16 protein-coding genes are annotated in these 17,771 nt (G+C 61.5%); 7 read left to right on the top strand and 9 right to left on the bottom strand.

Going from position 1 to position 17,771, the window contains the following annotated elements:
- Positions 1–73: 73 nt before the first annotated feature.
- The 8 genes from ACSQ26_RS02655 to ACSQ26_RS02620 all read right to left on the bottom strand — a co-directional run bounded on the left by ACSQ26_RS02655 (position 74) and on the right by ACSQ26_RS02620 (position 9,239).
- Positions 74–1,147, bottom strand: a complete 1,074-nt coding sequence (locus tag ACSQ26_RS02655; protein ID WP_436006013.1) for a sensor histidine kinase — start codon at positions 1,145–1,147, stop codon at positions 74–76.
- A gap of 200 nt (positions 1,148–1,347) precedes the next feature.
- Positions 1,348–1,698, bottom strand: coding sequence for a CAP-Gly domain protein (locus ACSQ26_RS02650; RefSeq protein WP_436006011.1), 351 nt, complete (start codon positions 1,696–1,698; stop codon positions 1,348–1,350).
- A gap of 141 nt (positions 1,699–1,839) precedes the next feature.
- Complete coding sequence (locus ACSQ26_RS02645) at positions 1,840–2,481, bottom strand: Isoquinoline 1-oxidoreductase subunit (protein WP_436006009.1); 642 nt, start codon at positions 2,479–2,481, stop codon at positions 1,840–1,842.
- A gap of 13 nt (positions 2,482–2,494) precedes the next feature.
- Positions 2,495–4,648: a molybdopterin cofactor-binding domain-containing protein gene (locus tag ACSQ26_RS02640; protein WP_436006008.1), complete on the bottom strand. Its 2,154-nt coding sequence runs from the start codon at positions 4,646–4,648 to the stop codon at positions 2,495–2,497.
- Positions 4,649–4,651: 3 nt separating this feature from the next.
- Positions 4,652–5,110: a (2Fe-2S)-binding protein gene (locus ACSQ26_RS02635; RefSeq protein WP_436006006.1), complete on the bottom strand. Its 459-nt coding sequence runs from the start codon at positions 5,108–5,110 to the stop codon at positions 4,652–4,654.
- 725 nt (positions 5,111–5,835) lie between these two features.
- Positions 5,836–7,329: an FGGY-family carbohydrate kinase gene (locus tag ACSQ26_RS02630; protein ID WP_436006004.1), complete on the bottom strand. Its 1,494-nt coding sequence runs from the start codon at positions 7,327–7,329 to the stop codon at positions 5,836–5,838.
- Complete coding sequence (locus ACSQ26_RS02625; RefSeq protein ID WP_436006002.1) at positions 7,326–8,429, bottom strand: M42 family metallopeptidase; 1,104 nt, start codon at positions 8,427–8,429, stop codon at positions 7,326–7,328. Before ACSQ26_RS02625 ends, ACSQ26_RS02630 begins: the two co-directional genes overlap by 4 nt.
- 3 nt (positions 8,430–8,432) lie before the next feature.
- Positions 8,433–9,239, bottom strand: coding sequence for a BtpA/SgcQ family protein (locus ACSQ26_RS02620; RefSeq protein ID WP_436006000.1), 807 nt, complete (start codon positions 9,237–9,239; stop codon positions 8,433–8,435).
- A 158-nt stretch (positions 9,240–9,397) separates the two neighbouring features.
- Here ACSQ26_RS02620 and ACSQ26_RS02615 point away from each other — a divergent pair, with 158 nt between their 5' ends.
- Together ACSQ26_RS02615 and ACSQ26_RS02610 are read left to right on the top strand one after the other, a co-directional pair.
- The gene (locus ACSQ26_RS02615; protein WP_436005998.1) at positions 9,398–10,417 is read left to right on the top strand and encodes an aldo/keto reductase; all 1,020 of its coding nucleotides are present in this window, start codon (positions 9,398–9,400) and stop codon (positions 10,415–10,417) included.
- A 255-nt stretch (positions 10,418–10,672) separates the two neighbouring features.
- The gene (locus tag ACSQ26_RS02610) at positions 10,673–10,882 is read left to right on the top strand and encodes a cold-shock protein (RefSeq protein ID WP_258158063.1); all 210 of its coding nucleotides are present in this window, start codon (positions 10,673–10,675) and stop codon (positions 10,880–10,882) included.
- A 78-nt stretch (positions 10,883–10,960) separates the two neighbouring features.
- On the opposite strand, the gene ACSQ26_RS02605 is transcribed toward ACSQ26_RS02610, so the two are convergent.
- Positions 10,961–11,584 carry a nucleoside triphosphate hydrolase gene (locus ACSQ26_RS02605; RefSeq protein WP_436005997.1) on the bottom strand — a complete coding sequence of 208 codons (624 nt, stop codon included), beginning with the start codon at positions 11,582–11,584 and terminating at the stop codon, positions 10,961–10,963.
- Positions 11,585–11,746: 162 nt separating this feature from the next.
- Between ACSQ26_RS02605 and ACSQ26_RS02600 the strand changes: the two genes are divergently transcribed.
- From ACSQ26_RS02600 to ACSQ26_RS02580, 5 genes are all read left to right on the top strand, one after another.
- On the top strand, positions 11,747–12,760 hold the full coding sequence (locus ACSQ26_RS02600) for an NAD(P)-dependent oxidoreductase (protein ID WP_436005995.1): 1,014 nt from the start codon (positions 11,747–11,749) through the stop codon (positions 12,758–12,760).
- A 235-nt stretch (positions 12,761–12,995) separates the two neighbouring features.
- The gene (locus ACSQ26_RS02595) at positions 12,996–13,766 is read left to right on the top strand and encodes a DeoR/GlpR family DNA-binding transcription regulator (protein WP_436005993.1); all 771 of its coding nucleotides are present in this window, start codon (positions 12,996–12,998) and stop codon (positions 13,764–13,766) included.
- A 273-nt stretch (positions 13,767–14,039) separates the two neighbouring features.
- Positions 14,040–15,563, top strand: coding sequence for a glycerol-3-phosphate dehydrogenase (gene glpD, locus ACSQ26_RS02590; protein ID WP_436005991.1), 1,524 nt, complete (start codon positions 14,040–14,042; stop codon positions 15,561–15,563).
- A 39-nt stretch (positions 15,564–15,602) separates the two neighbouring features.
- A complete protein-coding gene (locus ACSQ26_RS02585; RefSeq protein ID WP_436005989.1) occupies positions 15,603–16,685 on the top strand; it encodes an ABC transporter ATP-binding protein in 1,083 nt (360 codons plus the stop codon).
- A gap of 15 nt (positions 16,686–16,700) precedes the next feature.
- Complete coding sequence (locus ACSQ26_RS02580) at positions 16,701–17,771, top strand: ABC transporter ATP-binding protein (RefSeq protein WP_436005987.1); 1,071 nt, start codon at positions 16,701–16,703, stop codon at positions 17,769–17,771.

Here is a 17,771-nt window from a genome sequence, read left to right as displayed (position 1 = left end):
CCCCATAGTCCTCAACGCGTGATCAAAACCATACGCGAAATGGTTTCGCCGGCCTGAAATCGACAAATCCGAGCTAAGCCACGTTCGGCAGGCCCGATGTGAACGTCGCACGCGTCACCGAAATTTCCATTCCATTTTCGTCGATCACGCTCTCCCTGACCGCCTCCAGCTGGCTCACCAGAGCCTGGACGATCGCGGTGCCCAGGCCCGTACCCGTACCCTTGACGTCGCTGGCGGTTTGGCCGACCCCGTTATCGGAAACCGTCAGTTTCCAATCCAACTCATTGGTCTCATATGTCACATATATGTGGGCATCGGCCTTGGATTCTGGGAACGCGTATTTGATTGCATTGATCACCAGTTCCGTGACGATCAACCCGATGCTGACGGCCTTGTCGGAGCCGATCGCGCCCGAGTCGGCACGGACCTTGATCTCGATGGGCTGGCTTTCGCCGATCATCGACGATCCCAGGCTGCTGCAGAGTTTAGTGAGATAGGAGCGGACATCCACCGTGTCGAGCCCGGCCGAGGTGTGCAGATGACGCTGCACCTCCGCGACCGACATCACCCGCTGATGGGCGTCCTTCAAATGCTTGCGCGTCTCCTCCGATGAGACCGCGCGGGCCTTGATAAGCAGGATACTGGCGATGATTTGCAGGGAATTGGCGACCCGGTGTTCCATTTCCTGGAGCAGGACATCCTTCTGCCGAAGCAGTTCCTGCGTTTGCCTTTGAAGCTCGTCCTTCTCGCGCTCGATCGTCCTGCTGACGGTGGCATCGCGGATCGCAAGCAGGATCGTCGATTTGGAGTGATCTTCGTAGACCACCTGCCGGGCATTCAGAAACATTGTCTTGCGGCCGATCCGCGGAAAATCATGTTCGACTTCGAAGCCATCCATTGCGGTCCGCTCCGGAATGATCGTCTCCAGAAGCACCCTGAGACTTGGAATATCCCATTGGCCATCCCCCAATGCGTAAAGCAAACACCCTATCGTTTGCTCGGGATCGACCTCAAAGGTCCGGTAGAATGCCGCGCTTGCCGCGAGCACGCGAAACTGATCGTCGAGCACGAGAAACGGCTCGGGCAGCGTGTTCATGATGGCCTGTGCCAGCGTCTGCGCATGCTCTGTGGTTTGGAAACTGATCATGGGAAAAGTGGACTATCCGATCTGGAACGCGGTTCCGTTCCCCAGGCGGTCTCGGCCGTGTGGATAGACCATATAGATACCGCACGCCCGCGTCCGAATTAAAACGCGGGCGACGACGGCGACCAACGGCGCGCCAGCAGAGTCGACAAATCGCAAACGCCTTCCGCCACGCACTTCACGTCCGCAGCGGCCTTGGTCGCCTACACCTTCTCCTTTTTCCGCACCGGCGCCTTGGGCTTCTCCTCCGGAGGAGCATCGGGGCTTGGCGCGAGAAGCTTTCTCAGCGAGCCTATCCTGTCTTTCACCAGCGGCCTGAACCGCGATGCCCGATACGGCATGTCGGCCGCGCCATAACCCTCGGGGCCATCGTCATTGCCGCGATGGATTTCCTCGAGCTTGACCCCGAGAAACTCGCCATCGACATAGTGCGAATACATGCCGACCCAGCGGATCGTGTAGATCTGCCCCTTTCGGATCACCTGGTCTATCGAGACATGCTTGAACTTGTCATCGATGCACACGACCTGCTGGCCGACGTAGAAATCATTCATGGCAATCTCCGGTCCGCATAGCCGCTTCGTTCGAAACATGGCGCTGGTCTCACCGCCATATCCGTCTTTGCCGCTAAATAATGATTAAAACGCGACCCGGCAACGGTTCACGCGAATGAAGTACCGTGACATCCTGAGAGGTCACACCTTCGGACAGAGCGCGCCCGTATCGACCCAGGCCCGGATGAGCTTGCCGAACTCCTCCTGCGTACCCGGAACCGGCTCGCGTCCGTCTCCCGGTTTCCATCCCCAGCCGACGAGATCATCATGCGCCATGTGCTCGACCATTTCCTCCATGGTCATGTCGCCGTTGCGCTTGCGGTCCTTGAGCTGCTCGCAGATCTTGCCGAGCGACTTGCCCTCCCAGGCCATTTCGATCGGCGCGAGATGCCAGGCGGGATTGCCTGGAATGCTCTTCAGCGTATCGGATTGGCCGACCACCTTGATGTTCTCGGCGCCGTGGCAGGTGTTGCACTGCATGCCCACCAGGCCCATGCCGCCATCGCCGCGAAACACCGGCGGCTGGTGCAGATGCATGTTCATGCCCTGAAGCGGCTGGTCGGCCGCCGGATGACAGTTGACGCACCGGGGATGCTGGATGACTTTCCCCGCCTCCTCGAAGAGCGCGACCGACCGCGCCTGCTCGTCGGCGATCGACTTGAAGGACTCGGCGGAACGAAGCGCGTTGGCATCCTGCGCGACCGAGACGGAGGTGAGCGCCAATCCGGCGCCCGCGATGAGACAGAGCGCTGCAGCGCCCGAAAACAAGAGCTTGATGTTCATGTGTCACGATCCCTCAGGAGGATATGAGATTGACGATGGGAAGCTGGCGTACCGGGGCACCGGTCAGTTTTCGCCATGCATTGGCGACCGCCGGTCCCACCGGCGGCACGCCGGGCTCGCCGACACCAGTCGGCTTCTCGGTGGACTTGATGATTTCCACCGCGACATCGGGCATCTCGTTGATGCGGATGGACCGGTAGTCGTGGAAGTTCGACTGCATGATCTTTCCGCCCTTTCCGAGCGTCACCGCATCGAAGAGGACAGCACCGAGCCCGTAGCCGATGCCGCCTTCCATCTGCGCCTTGATGATGTTGGGGTTGACGGCAACGCCGCAATCCACCGCGCACCACACCTTGTGGACACGCGGCGCGCCATCGGCACCGACTGAAACTTCCGCCACCTGAGCGACGAAGGAGCCGAAGCTCTCGACGACAGCGACCCCGCGCGCACGGCCTTCCGGTACCGTCGCACCCCAGTTCGCCATCTCGGCCGCCTTGCGCAGCACGCCGGCATGACGCGAGGTTTTAGCGAGCAGCGCCAGCCGCCCCTCGACCGGATCCTTGCCGACGCGGATCAGCAGTTCATCGACAAAGGTCTCGACCGCAAACCCGGTATGGGTATGGCCGACCGACCGCCACCAGAGCGGCGGGATCACCAGCTTGGTATTGTGCGAGGTCACCTTGAGGTTGGGGACGTGGTAGGGAAGGTTCGATGCACCCTCCACCGAGGTGGAATCGAGGTCGGCCTTCGCCATGATCGACTGGCCGACGATCACCTGTTCCCACGCCGTGATCTCACCATCCTTGTTGATCGCGCCGCGCATCTTGTGGGCATACATCGGCCGGTAGAAACCGCCCTGGATGTCATCCTCGCGGGTCCACATATGCTTGAGCGGCCGGTCGCCGCCGGTCGCGGCATAGACTGCCGCGGCTTCCTGCATGTAGGGCGACCCGAACTGAGCCTTGCGGCCGAAGCTGCCGCCGGCGAGCTGGGTGTTCACCCGCACCTTCGACTCGTCGAGCTTCAGAATCTGGGCGGCCACCTGCTGGTCGAAACCGGGAAACTGTGCACCGGTATAGACATCGACCGATCCATCCGCTGCCTTGATGAAGACCGCGTCGAGCGGCTCCATCGGGGCATGGGCGAGGAACGGAAAGACGATCTCGGCCTCGATCGTCTCGATACCCGGCTGCTTGAATGCCTCGGCGACATTGCCGGTATTCGTTGCCTCGAGACCCGGCTGGTTGAAATGCTTGGCATAGTCATCGGCCAGTTCCTGCGACGAACGGGTTTCGGCCTTGCTCAGGTCCCATTCGATCTTGAGCGCGTCACGACCCTTCAGCGCCGCAAATGTGTTGTCGGCATAGACCGCGACACCCTGCGGCATCTGCTTGACGTCGACAACGCCCTTTACCTTTCGCGCCTCATTGTCGTCGAAGGATTTGACCGTCGCGCCGAAATGCTTGGGATGCGCGACCACCGCGATCAGCAGATTGTCCGGCGCAATGTCGAGCGTGAAGATCGCCGTGCCATCGGTCTTGCCTTGGGTGTCGAGCTTCGGAAGCTCCTGCCCGATCAGCACGAAGTCCTTGGGGTCCTTGAGCTTCGGATTGTCTGGCGGCGTCTGCTTCGCCGCCTTGTCGGCGAGTGCGCCGAAACCGCTCTCCTTGTTGGAGGCAGCGTGTTTGATGCGGCCCTTCTCGACCGTGATCTCGCTCGCCGGCACCTTCCATTCCTCGGCGGCTGCGGCCACCAGCATGGCGCGGGCCGTGGCGCCTGCCGTGCGCATCTGCTCATAGGCATTGGCGATCGAACTCGAACCGCCCGTGCCCTGCAAGCCGAACAGCAGGTTGGCATAGATCTTGTTGTCGGTCGGCGAATGGACCGCGCGCATCTGGCCCCAATCGGCGTCGAGTTCCTCGGCGACAAGCGTCGCGAGACCGGTAAACGGCCCCTGTCCGAACTCGATATGCTTGGAGAGCACGGTGACCGTATCGTCCGTGCCGATCTTGACGAAGGCGTTGAGCGGCATGAGTTCAGGTGCGCCGCCGCCCGGCACGCCGGTTGGCGCCGCCGAGAGATATTTCGGCGCAATCGCCACGCCGATAACGAGGCCAGCGCCGGCGAGAAAACCGCGGCGGGTCGTATTGATATCATGGATCGACATGGCTCAGCCCTCCATCGAGTTGGCGGCATTGTGGATCGCCACTCGAATGCGATGATAGGTGGCGCATCGACAAATATTGCCCGCCATGGCGCCATCGATCTCTTCGTCGGTCGGCTTCGGCACCATTTGCAGCAGCGCCACGGCGGACATGATCTGCCCGGATTGACAGTAGCCGCATTGCGGCACGTCGAGCCCCGTCCATGCCGTCTGGATCGCCTCGGCTTCTTTGCCCTCGATCCCCTCGATCGTCACCACATCGGAGCCGTCGATCGTCGAGATCGGCGTTATGCAGGACCGTCGCGGCATGCCGTCGAGATGCACGGTGCAGGCGCCGCATTGCGCGACGCCGCAGCCATATTTGGTACCCATCAGCTTTTCGAAGTCCCGGATAACCCACAGCAGGGGCGTGTCGGGGTCGCCGTCGAAGGTTCGTTCTTTTCCGTTGAGCGTGAAAGTTACCATGTCCCTGCTTCCTTCCAAAATTGGTGGGTAGCTTGTTCGAGCCGGGTCAGCGGCCCGGCGCGGTAAAAATTAGACCTGGAAATTCGACCGAGACCGTGGGTGAACCCATCGCCCGCATGCAATTCCAATTGCAGTGAAGGGGCCATTCAACAAACTCCGCCAAAAACGCTTGAATGCGGTTGGCCGGCGTTGGTTCCATGGGTCGACAACTCGCATGTCGAATCTGGCAAGAAGCCAAAATAGGAAAATATTCATAAAATCTCTTCCCATCCGCAAAATCCCGTGCTACATTCCTTGTCGTTCCGTCGTCGGATACGCGGGTGGCCTCACCCGGCGAGACGGATCATGTGCCTTCGGGTTTGCTCAAGAGGCGGAGCGGCGCGCGGGGCTCATGCAGAGAATGGTTCTCCTCCGGGCTGAAAAAGGCCCGGGCGTGCCTGTGAGGCATTGGAGGCCCGAGCGGAATGTGGGGGTGATGGTCCCGCGAACGCCATGCCAGCGATGGATGGCGGGATACGTACATCGGAGGCGATCGGAGACTGACAATCTCCGGCCAAACCCAGGCCGTTCGGTGACGCAGAGGAACCGGAGTTGCATGGGATAAATGCATAACGGGGCGCCTTGTGGCGCATTATAAATCAAACAAATAGAGAGGCTCTACGAGGCGCCCCGTCCGACATTTCTACCAACCCCACGGACCGAAAACCGGCCGCGTGAACGAGGACTTATGTCTTGTCGAGTTCAGCCATCAGATGCTTCGTGCTCAGGTAGAGTTCCTTGAAAATCCGGTAGTTCCTGGCATAGGCGGCATCGGCCACCGGCACGACCTCGCTTTCGACCGGATTCCAGCGCGTGATGGTCGATCGATCCGCATCGCCCACGCCGATCGCCGCAAGGCAGGCATCGCCATAGGAAGCCCCGATCGTCTTCCGCGCCAGGATCTGCTTCAGCCCCGAAATATTCGACGTCGCCTCCAGCCAGAGCTTGTTCCTGGTGCCGCCGCCCACCGCCATCAGCCGCTTCGGCGGGCTGCCCACCTCGGCATAGGTTTCGAAAATATGGTTGGTGCCATAGGCGATGCCCTCGATCAGCGCCCGGTAGATATCACCGCGCTTGTGGGTGAGGTTCAGCCCGAACAGCGTGCCCTTGGCACTGACATCGTGGATCGGCGTCCGCTCGCCGGAGAAATAGGGCAGGAAAATCAAGCCATTGGCGCCCGCCGGCGACAGGGCGGCCTCCCTGGCAAGCTCGCCGAACGCCCTGGCCGGATCGAGCTCCTTGGCCAGTTCGTCGCGGAACCAGTGGGTCAGCGTCCCCGACGTCGCAAGCCCCGACATCGAGGCATGCTGGCCTTCAAACATCCAGGGCGCATACCACAATCGCGCATCCCGCACTCGCTCATCGGTCAGCTGGATGATGAAGATCGTCGAGCCATACATCACCATCATATCGCCACCATCGAGCACGCCCACCGAAAAGGCCTCGGCGCTCGCATCGATCGTGCCGCAGATCACCGGCGTGCCTTCGGCCAAGCCGGTCGCCTCGGCTGCCTTGGCCGTCACATCCCCCGCGACATCCGTGCTCCACATCAGCTCCGGCAGCTTGTCGAGATCGATGATCCCGGGCGCCAGATCGCTGGTATAGCCGAGCTTGCTGACATCATAGAGCGGCGAGAAATTCGCCGCCGTATAGTGATCGATGACGCAATTGCCAGTCAGCCGCTGCACGATGAACGTGGTGGACGTCACGATCTTCGCCGCCCTGGCATAGACATCCGGCCGCTTGTTCCTGAGCCACAATATCTTCGGCCCGACCGATTGCGAGGTCAGCGCATTGCCGCAGACATCGAGCACGCGGTCTTCGCCGATCTCGCCATTGAGCGCCGCGATCTCATCGACCGACCGCGTATCGACACCATAGAGCACGCCGTTCATCAGCGGATTGCCCTCGGCATCGACCGGCAGCATGCACGGCCCGATCGCCGACGTCCCGACCGAACGGATCGACGTGGGATCGATACCGCTCTCGGCGATCAGCTTATTGGAAATAAAGCAGAAATCGCCCCACCAATCCTGCTCCGGATCATGCTCCGCCCAGCCCGGCTGCGGCACCAGCATGCGGTGCGGCCGCGACGCCTGCGCCACGATCCCGCCCGCCTCGTCGACCAGCACACCCTTGGATTCGAAGGTCCCGATATCGATGCCGAGATAGTGTTTCATTGCTCGAAATCATCCCGATCCAGACTGAAATCCGGACCGATATTGGCGATCGCCGAAACCAGCAGCCGCGACAATTCCTCAAGATCGGAGAGATCGCAGACCTCGAGCGCCGAATGCGAGTAGCGCATCGGAAAACCCATATCGATCGAGGCAACACCTTGGCCCACAAGCTGGACATAGGACGAATCCGTAAGGCAGCCGATATGCGCGCTTTTCTGCAGCCGCACGCCGGCGGCCTTCGCGGTGTCTTCGAAGAGACCGACAAGCGCCGGATGCGGGATCGTGCCATTGAGCGTGCCTCGCCCATGAAACGAGAACATCGCCATCCCAGGCCCGCCGCCGAGCACGACATCGCCACGGCTGGTCATATCGGGCGTGTCGGATGTCAGGATCAGGTCGATTTGAACAGCAATATCAGGCTGCAGCACTTGAGCCGCCGTCACCGCGCCGCGCAGGTTGAATTCCTCCTGCGTCGAGAACACGATATGTATGGTCGGTCGCGGCACCGTCGCCATCAGCTGCCGAGCAACTTCCAGCACCACCGCACAGCCGGCGCGATCATCAACCGAGGTGCCGGCAATGCGCCCGTCCGCCAATTCCATGACATGCGGCTTGTAGACCACAGGTGTCCCGATATCGATCCCGGCTTCCCGCACCGCTTCGGCACTCGAAAAGCCGGCGTCGATATAGATGTCCTGATAGGGCACGACCTTGTATTTTTCGTCCTGCCCCGTTGCATGGTGCGATTTGTGCGCGATGACACCAGGCACATCGTGCCCCTCGCCGATCGAAAAGATCACCGCCTGCGCCGCCAGCGCCCGCTCCGGCACGCCGCCCAACCGCTCGACCCGGACAAGCCCGTTCTTCTCGATCTTGCGAACGATGAGGCCGAGCTGGTCCATATGGGTGAACAGCATCACCGATGGCGCGCCTTCCCGGCCCGCGATCGTCGCGATCAGGTTGCCCATCCGGTCGGTTTTCGTCTTGAGCCCGAAGCCCTGCAATTCCGTCTTGAGGTAGCGCCGCACGCGACCCTCGTAGCCCGAAAGACCGGGGATCATCATCAGGTCCGTGAGCCAGGTTTTCAACCGTTCACGCATCGCTCACCTGTCCTGCCTGACGAGCGCCATGAATTCCTTGGCCCGCTCGGGATCGACCGCGTTCCAGGTATGCCCATCGACCTTCAGCGACGAGCCGACGATCACACCATCGGCGATCTTCAAGGTGTCGCGCACGGTCGCATGTTTCACGCCTGTATTGGCGAAGACATAGGTGTCGGGCAGAACCTTCTTGACCGCTTCGAGGTCGACCATCTCAGCCGCCTCGCCGGTGATCGTGCCGGACACCAGCACCGCGTCGGGGATCGACGAGAACACCGCCGAACGCGCACGGTCGGCGACACTGCGCTGGTCGAGCGAATGGGCGAATTCGGCGGAGACATTATAGAGCAGCGCCAGATCCTTGCGGCCCAGCCGGTCGCGGTAGCGCATCGCGCGGCCGGCATCCGGCGTCCACGGCCCCATGTCCGAGGCATAGGTGCCGGTGAAGATTTCGCGCACGAAGGCCGCACCCGTGGCCGCGGCAAGCGCAATGGAGCTCTCGGGATCCCACAGAACATTGACGCCGAAGGGAATGCGGATCTCGCCGGCGAGCCGGCCTATCACATAGGCCATGGTCGCGGTGGAGGCGGTATCGACCTTGAATTCATATGGCCGGTCGTTCTCGTTGCCGAACATCACGGCGTCGAAGCCGGCGTCCTGGAGTGCGGCCAAATCCTTGCGCGCGCCCTCGACCAGCGCCTCCAATCCGCCTTCCTGATCATGCAGCGGCGAGCCCGGCAGCGCGCCGAGATGCACCATCGCGATCACGGGCTTTACGTCGCCGAATATGGCTTTCAACTTATCGCTCAAAATATGATTTCCTCCCATAGAGACGGCGGGAACTTTGCCATTTCGAATCCGGGATGTCATCAACTGATGTTTGAAACACGATTAAAAACAATTGCTTTCGGCCAGCCGACTGTCTTTAATCCGGCCAAAATCAGAGCAGCATTCGGGAGGAATTGGCGATGAAGATCAGGCATTGGGACCGGCTCGGCAATGGCGGCATCAAGTTCAGCGAACTCGGCTTCGGCTGCGCGCCGCTCGGCAATCTCTACCGCGCCATCACCGACGAGGAGGCGCACAATGTGCTGCAGGCGGCCTGGGACGACGGCTGCCGCTATTTCGATACCGCGCCGCTTTACGGCCTCGGCCTTTCGGAGGTCCGCGTTGGCAATTTCCTGCGCGGCAAGCCCCGCGATCAATACGTGATTTCCACCAAGGCCGGGCGCCTGATGAAGGTCAGCCCACCGGACCAGCGAACCGGCATCGGCAAATTCTTCGAAGTGCCCAACCGCCGGGAAGTCTACGATTATTCCTACGACGGCGTGATGCGCTCCTTCGACGCCTCCTTCGAACGCACCGGGCTCGACCGTTTCGACATTCTTTACGTCCACGACCTCGACGTCTGGACGCACGGATCGAAGGAGATCAACGACGCCTATACGGAAACCTTCATGAAGAGCGGCTATTACGCCATGCTGTCCCTGCGCGACCAGGGGGTGATCAAAGCCTTCGGCGGCGGCGTCAACGAATGGCAGGCCTGCGAGGCGCTCGCCCGCCGCGGCGATTTCGACCTGTTCCTGCTGGCCGGCCGCTATACGCTGCTCGAACAGGAGGCGCTCACGAGCTTCCTGCCGCTCTGCACCGAGCGTGGCATCGGCATCGTGCTCGGCGGTCCCTACAACTCCGGCATCCTGGCGCGCGGCCCCTCGGACGACGCGCAGTACAACTATGCCGATGCGCCGAAGGCGGTCATCGATCGGGTCCGCCGGATCAATGCGACATGCGAAAAGCACGGCGTGAAGATGATCGAGGCGGCGCTGAACTTTCCGCTCCATCACCCCGCCGTGGTCAGCGTCATACCCGGCGGCCAAAGCGTCGCGGAGGTCAATTCCAACCGCGCGATGCTGGGCCGAGACATCCCCGCGGCACTCTGGGCGGACCTCAAGTCCGAGGGCCTGATGCGGCAGGATGCACCGGTCTGAGCCATGCCGGAGCCCGTGTTAACGGTTGGGGAACCGTATAGCCTGCGGCTAAAAAATATATCATTTTAACAGCTTGTAAAAATGGGTGACTTCTGGCACACAATCCCGGTCGATTTTTTGAAGGCCGAATGGCTTGGCTCCGTTCCCTGAGTTTTGCTTCCGGACGCGGCCGACCAACTTCCCAGACGAATTTATCGATACGAACGCCAGCTTTCGGCCGGCAAAACTAACGTGTGAAATACAAGGATACCCCAGATGAACACTGGCACCGTAAAGTGGTTCAACGCAACCAAGGGCTTCGGCTTCATCCAGCCTGACAATGGCGGCCCGGACGTTTTCGTTCACATCTCCGCCGTCGAGCGCGCTGGCATGACCACGCTCAATGAAGGCCAGAAGATTTCCTACGAAGTGCTGGCCGACCGCCGCACCGGCAAGTCCGCCGCCGGCAATCTCCGCGCTGCTTGATTTGGATTGCGCCGGCCGCCACCGGCAGATCCCAGAATAAGAAAACCGTCCGGGCCAACCAGGGCGGTTTTTTCGTTTCTACTGCCGAAAAATGAATTCCGGCTGCACGCTCTCGGTCTTGACCAGCCGCCCGTTCGGCAGGTCGTTAACATCCATCTTGTAGGCGAAGGTCTCCGGGTCGAGATCCTTCCAGCGATCGGTCAGCCGCCGGCGCAATTCCTCCTCCGCCACATCGATCAGCACCGTCGTGTCGTAATGCTGGTGCAGCGTGCGCCAGTCGCCTTTGTTGAGCAGGATGTAGTTGCCCTCGACAACAAGGTGCCGCACCGTCTGCGGGATCATCCGCGCGCCGGCGCGGGCGATCTCGATCGAGCGGTCGAAGACCGGCACGGCAATCTCGGTCTCCTGGTTCTGTTTGAGGCGGCCCAGCATCGTGGCAAACCCCGACACGTCGAACGTCTCCGGCGAACCCTTTCGAGGACGCAGGCCGCGTGGCACCAGCACCATGTCGTCATAGTGATAGCCATCCATCGGAAACACTGCTGCCGAACCGGGTTCAGCGGCGTTCAGCGCATCGGCGAGGTCATCGGCCAGGGTCGATTTTCCCGCACCCGGCGGCCCGGCGATCGCGGTGATCGAGCGGCCGGCCTTGCCGCGTTCGGCAACGATTGAAAGAAGGGTCGGAAGATCGATCGGCTTCATGTGATCCTCGAGTGCTGGGAGAAGCTTGCACTATCGGAAATCGGCAACCGCTCCGCAAGTGGCGAGTTACCCTTTGCGGGCATAGCTGACCCGCGCCAACGAGACTGTTCTTTGCGCGCGGCGGGATTATGACTGTCGGTCATACTATTTTGGGAGGATGCAATGCGCGTACTTTTCGATCCGGAACCCCGTGCGGCCAAGGACATTTTCTCCGACGCCGACTATCAGAAATTCCTGTCGACCTATGACGTGATCGCCTGGAACGGCGAGGACCGCGAAAGCTTCTACCGCACCCACCTGCCGACCACCGAAGTGCTGATGAGCCAGCAGCCGATGGAGAAGGCACAGCTCGACTTGGCGCCGAAGCTCCGCTGCATCATCAACGTCGAAACCAACTTCCTGCCCAATGTCGATTACGAGACCTGTTTCCAGCGCGGTATCCATGTCATTGCGCCGAGCTCGGTCTTCGCGGCACCCGTTGCCGAGATCGGATTGGGCATGGCGCTGTCGCTGGCGCGCGGCATCCATACCGGACACGGCGATTTCGTCGCGGGCAAAGAACTCTACGGCCTCGATGGCAATCATGAAGCCGAGCTGCTGGCCGGCGCCGATGTCGGCTTCGTCGGCTTCGGTGATCTCGGCCGCGCGGTCCACAAGCTGCTGGCCGGCTTCCAGCCGAAAATCCGCGCCTTCGATCCCTGGCTTCCGGATGGTGTGTTGGAACGGATGGGCGTCAACCCTGCCCCGCTCGACGAGGTGCTGGCGAAGAGCCGCTTCGTCTTCGTCGTCGCGACGATCACCACCGACAACGCCCATCTGCTCAACGCCGACAAGCTGAAGCTGATCCAGAAGGGCGGCAAGCTGATCCTGCTCAGCCGCGCCGCAGTAGCGGATTTCGATGCGCTGAAGGAATTCGCCGAATCCGGCCGCATCCAGGTCGCCACCGACGTGTTTCCCGAAGAGCCGGTCGCCGCCGACGATCCGATCCGGAAAGTGCCGAACATCCTGTTTTCCGCCCACCGGGCCGGCGCGCTGACCTCGGCGCTCGAGAATATCGGCAAGCTGGCGCTGGAGGACCTCGGCCAGATCGCCAAGGGCCTGCCGCCTGTCGCCTGCAAGCGCGCAGAGCGCGAGACGGTGATGCGGCTGAGGTCGAAGCCTATTGATAAGTCTTAAGTAAGACCCCGCCCCAAACCCCTCCCCACAAGGGGGAGGGGCTTAACCTGCCGCACGGCCTCGAGAGCCTTCAAAGCTTTCGACGATTGGCGACGTTAAAGATGAGCAATGCCAGCGCCACAGGTTGGCCCCTCCCCCTTGTGGGGAGGGGTTTCGGGGCGGGGTCTAATGCCGACGCTTTACTTTCGTTTTTTTCGTTCTATCGTGAAGACGAAATCAACGACGGCTGAAACGAATGTTCCTGATACCGCGCCACAAGGAAATCCTCGACATCGCCCGCGTGCAGGGCAAGGTCTTGGTGGAGGAACTGGCGAGCCGGTTCGAAATCACCCCGCAGACCATCCGCAAGGATCTCAACGACCTCTGCGAGAAGAAGCTGCTCAACCGCATCCATGGCGGCGCGGTCTTCCCCTCCGGCACAGAGAATATGCAATACGAGCAGCGCCGGCTGATCGCGGCGACCGAGAAGGACGCGATCGGCCGGGCGGCGGCGGCGCTCATTCCGGACAATGCCTCGCTATTCGTCAATATCGGCACCACGACCGAGGCCGTCGGGCAGGCACTGCTCGATCATGGCCGGCTGATGATCATCACCAATAATATCAACGTTGCCAACAAGTTACGCGTCTATCCGCAGTTCGAAGTGGTGATCGCCGGCGGCGTCGTGCGCGGCACGGATGGCGGCATCGTCGGCGAAGCGGCGGTCGATTTCATCCGCCAGTTCAAGGTCGATTACGCCGTGATCGGGGCCTCGGCGATCGACGACGACGGCGCGCTTCTCGATTTCGATTTCCGCGAAGTGAAGGTCGCGCAGGCGATCATCGCCAATGCGCGGCACGTGATTCTCGTGTCGGATTCGACGAAATTCGAGCGCACCGCACCCGTTCGGATCGGCCATATTTCGCAGGTCCACACCTTCGTGACCGACAATTGCTTTCCCGAAAATCTCAGGAAAATCTGTCGCGAGAACGATGTGCAGCTGATCGAAACCGCGAAAGTGCGTTAATATTTCCGACTATAAGGTCCTCCGACGTCTTGCTCGGGCTTTTCCCGAGCATCTAGGACGCCCAATAAGTATGCTTCCTCAACGACTTACAGCGCGCTCACCAGATCCTCGGGACAAGCCCGAGGATGACGTCGCGGGTGGGGCACGCCGTCTCGCAGCCGTTGGGCAAATTCATCATCCATATTCGATTGACATTCGTTTTGATTTCGTTTTGAATGCTTTCAGTTTCGCAAATGCAATAAAATGCTGCATTGCGAAAGGGGATGGAAGCATATGACGGACGGAGTCTACGACATCTTTATCGCGGGCGGCGGCATCAATGGCTGCGGCATTGCACGCGATGCGGTTGGACGGGGCTTTTCCGTGTTCCTCGCCGAAATGAAAGACCTTGCCTCGGGCACCTCTTCCGGCTCCACCAAGCTCATCCATGGCGGACTGCGTTACCTGGAACACTACGAGTTCCGGCTGGTGCGGGAGGCGCTGATGGAGCGGGAAGTGCTCTGGGGCATGGCACCGCACATCATCTGGCCGCTCAGGTTCGTGCTGCCGCTGCACAAGGCGATGCGCCCGGCCTGGCTGATCCGGCTCGGCCTGTTCCTCTACGATTACCTTGGCGGTCGCAAGGCGCTACCGCCGACCCGGACACTCAACCTTGAGACCGACCCCGCCGGTGGGCCGCTCAAACCGGGCTTCCGCAAGGCGTTCGAGTATTCCGACTGCTGGGTCAATGATGCCCGCCTCGTAGCGCTCAATGCCCGCGACGCGGCCGATCGCGGCGCCGTCATCAAGACCCGCACGAAAGTGGTCTCGGCCCGCCGCGAAGGCGGCTTCTGGTCTGTTGTCACCGAGGATGTCCACACCGGCCACACCGAAACCATCAGCGCCCGCCTGTTCGTCAACGCGGCCGGCCCCTGGGTCGACAAGCTCCTGCAGAATGCCGCCGGCTCGAATGCCAGCAATGTCCGCCTCGTCCAAGGCAGCCATATCGTCATCCGCAAGAAGTTCTCCGATTCCCGCGCCTATTTCTTCCAGAACAATGACGGCCGGATTTTCTTCGCCATCCCCTATGAGGAAGATTTCACGCTGATTGGTACTACCGACCAGGACTACAAGGGCGACCCGCAGGACGTGAAGATTACCGATGCCGAGATCGACTATCTCTGCGCCGGCGCCAGCGAATATTTCGCCGAACCGGTGACGCGGGCCGACATGGTCTGGTCCTATTCCGGTGTCCGCCCGCTCTACGACGACGGCGCCTCCAAGGCGCAGGAAGCCACCCGCGATTATGTACTGAAGGCCGATGGCGCTGCCGGCGAGCCGCAATTGCTCAATGTCTTCGGCGGCAAGATCACCACATACCGGCGGCTCGCCGAATCCATGCTGGAAAAGATCGAGGACGTGCTCGGCAGCCGCGGCAAGCCGTGGACAGCGGGCGCGACGCTGCCGGGCGGCGATTTCGACAAGCAGGGCTTCGAGGGCCTGGTGGCAAAATTCCGCCGCGAGTTTCCGTTCCTGAGCGAAGCGCATTCGCGGCGTCTGGTGCGGCTTTACGGTACGCGGGCGTGGCGGATCGTGGGGAAGGCAAAGAGTTTTACCGATCTCGGCCAGCTCTTCGGCGGCGACCTGACGGAAGCCGAGGTCGCTTATCTCATGGCAAATGAATGGGCGCTGGAGGCCGAAGACGTGCTCTGGCGCCGGACAAAGCTTGGCCTGAAGCTCGAAGCGAATGGCAGGCAGGCACTTGAGGAATTCATGAAAGGCCGGCCGGGCGCGGATGCCCGGCTCGCCGCCCAGTAAGCGGGCGACAATCGTCGCCTGCCTGGGGAGGAGGATGGAATGCTGGAACTGAAAAGCGTAACCAAGCAATCGGGCGCTGATATTCATATCAACGACGTCTCGATCCGCCTTGAGCGCGGTTCGCTGAACGTGCTGCTCGGCCCGACGTTATCGGGCAAGACATCGTTGATGCGGCTGATGGCCGGGCTGGACAAGCCGACCAAGGGTTCGGTCTGGTTCGAGGGCAAGGATGTCACCGGCGTTGCCGTGCAAAGCCGCAACGTCGCGATGGTCTACCAGCAGTTCATCAATTATCCCGCCATGACGGTCTATGAAAACATCGCCTCGCCGCTGCGCGTGACCGGCAAGAGCCGCGACGAGATCGACAAAGCGGTGCACAAGGCGGCCGATCTGCTGCGCCTGACGCCCTATCTCAAGCGCCTGCCGCTTGAACTCTCAGGCGGCCAGCAGCAGCGCACGGCGCTCGCCCGCGCCATGGTCAAGAATGCCGGCCTCGTCCTGCTCGACGAACCGCTCGCCAATCTCGATTACAAGCTGCGCGAGGAACTGCGCGCCGAACTGCCGAAGATCTTCGCCGAGACCGGCGCGATCTTTGTCTATGCCACGACCGAGCCATCCGAGGCATTGCTGCTCGGCGGCAATACCGCGACGCTGAGCCAAGGCCGCATCACCCAGTTCGGCTCAACGGTAGATGTGTTCCGCAGGCCGGCCGATCTCGTCACCGCTCAGACATTCTCCGACCCGCCGCTCAACACCGTCGGCGCGGTCAAGCAAGGCTCTGTAATCAAGCTCGACACCGGCACTGAAATGCCGGTTCCCGCTTACCTCTCAGGCATTGCCGACGGCCGGGTCGTGATCGGTTTTCGCCCGCATCATCTCTCACCCGTGCCGGTGAGCGCAGCGAGCGTCGCCATTCCGGCCAAGGTCACGGTCACCGAGATCACCGGCTCGGAGAGTTTCGTCCACGTTTCGAACGGTTTCGGCAAATGGGTCATGCTGGCGCGCGGCGTCCATGACCTCACGCCCGATACCGACATCACCGTCAATCTCGACACGCGCCACCTGCTCGCCTTCCGCGAGGATGGGACGAGCGCGGCGCAAGCCCGGCCGCTCGCGGCTTGAGGAGGAACGCTTAACTTGGCCCGCATCAACCTTGATCATATCCGTCATTCCTACATGGAGAAGCCTCAGGCGCCGTCCGACTATGCGCTGAAGGAAGTCGACCATGTGTTCGAGGATGGCGGCGCCTATGCCCTGCTCGGACCGTCCGGCTGCGGCAAGACCACGCTTCTGAATATCATTTCGGGCCTGCTGACGCCGTCGCATGGCCGCATCCTGCTCGGCGAGCGCGACGTGACGAGGCTGCGCACGGAAGACCGCAACATCGCCCAGGTGTTCCAGTTCCCGGTTATCTACGACACGATGACGGTGTTCGACAATCTCGCCTTCCCCTTGCGCAACCGGCATGTGCCCGAGGCCGAGGTGACGCGCAAGGTCAACGAGATCCTCGACGTGATCGACTTGAAATCCATGGCCAAGCGCAAGGCCCAAGGCCTGACCGCCGACCTCAAGCAGAAGGTGTCGCTCGGCCGCGGCCTCGTCCGTTCGGACGTCAACGCGATCCTGTTCGACGAGCCGCTGACTGTCATCGATCCGCATATGAAGTGGCTGCTTCGTGCGCAGCTCAAGCTCCTGCACCGCCAGTTCGGCTATACAATGGTCTATGTCACGCATGACCAGACCGAGGCGCTGACCTTCGCCGACAAGGTGGTCGTCATGTACGACGGCGGCGTCGTGCAGATCGGCACCCCGGCCGAGCTTTTTGAGCGACCGAGCCACACTTTCGTCGGCTATTTCATCGGCTCGCCAGGGATGAACGTGCTGCCTGCGAAGATCGAGGGCGCCAATGCCTTGATCGGCGACCAGACCGTGGAGCTGAGTGCGGCCCCGGTGATCGCGCCGGGCGCCAAGACCGAACTCGGCATCCGCCCGGAATTCGTCCGCCTCGGCCGGGAGGGCATGCCGATCACCATTTCGAAGGTCGAGGATATCGGCCGGACCAAGATCGTCCGCGCCATGCTTGCCGGCCTGCCGATCACCATCGTGGCGCAGGAGGACGACGAGATTCCCGCCGACCCGCGCATCACGTTCGACCCTGCTGCAATGAGCATCTACGCCGATTCCTGGCGCGTGAAGACGGAGGGCTGA

The organism is Rhizobium sp. LjRoot254 (assembly GCF_964254105.1).
Lineage (GTDB): Bacteria > Pseudomonadota > Alphaproteobacteria > Rhizobiales > Rhizobiaceae > Rhizobium_E.
This window is presented reverse-complemented; position numbering and strand designations above follow the sequence as displayed.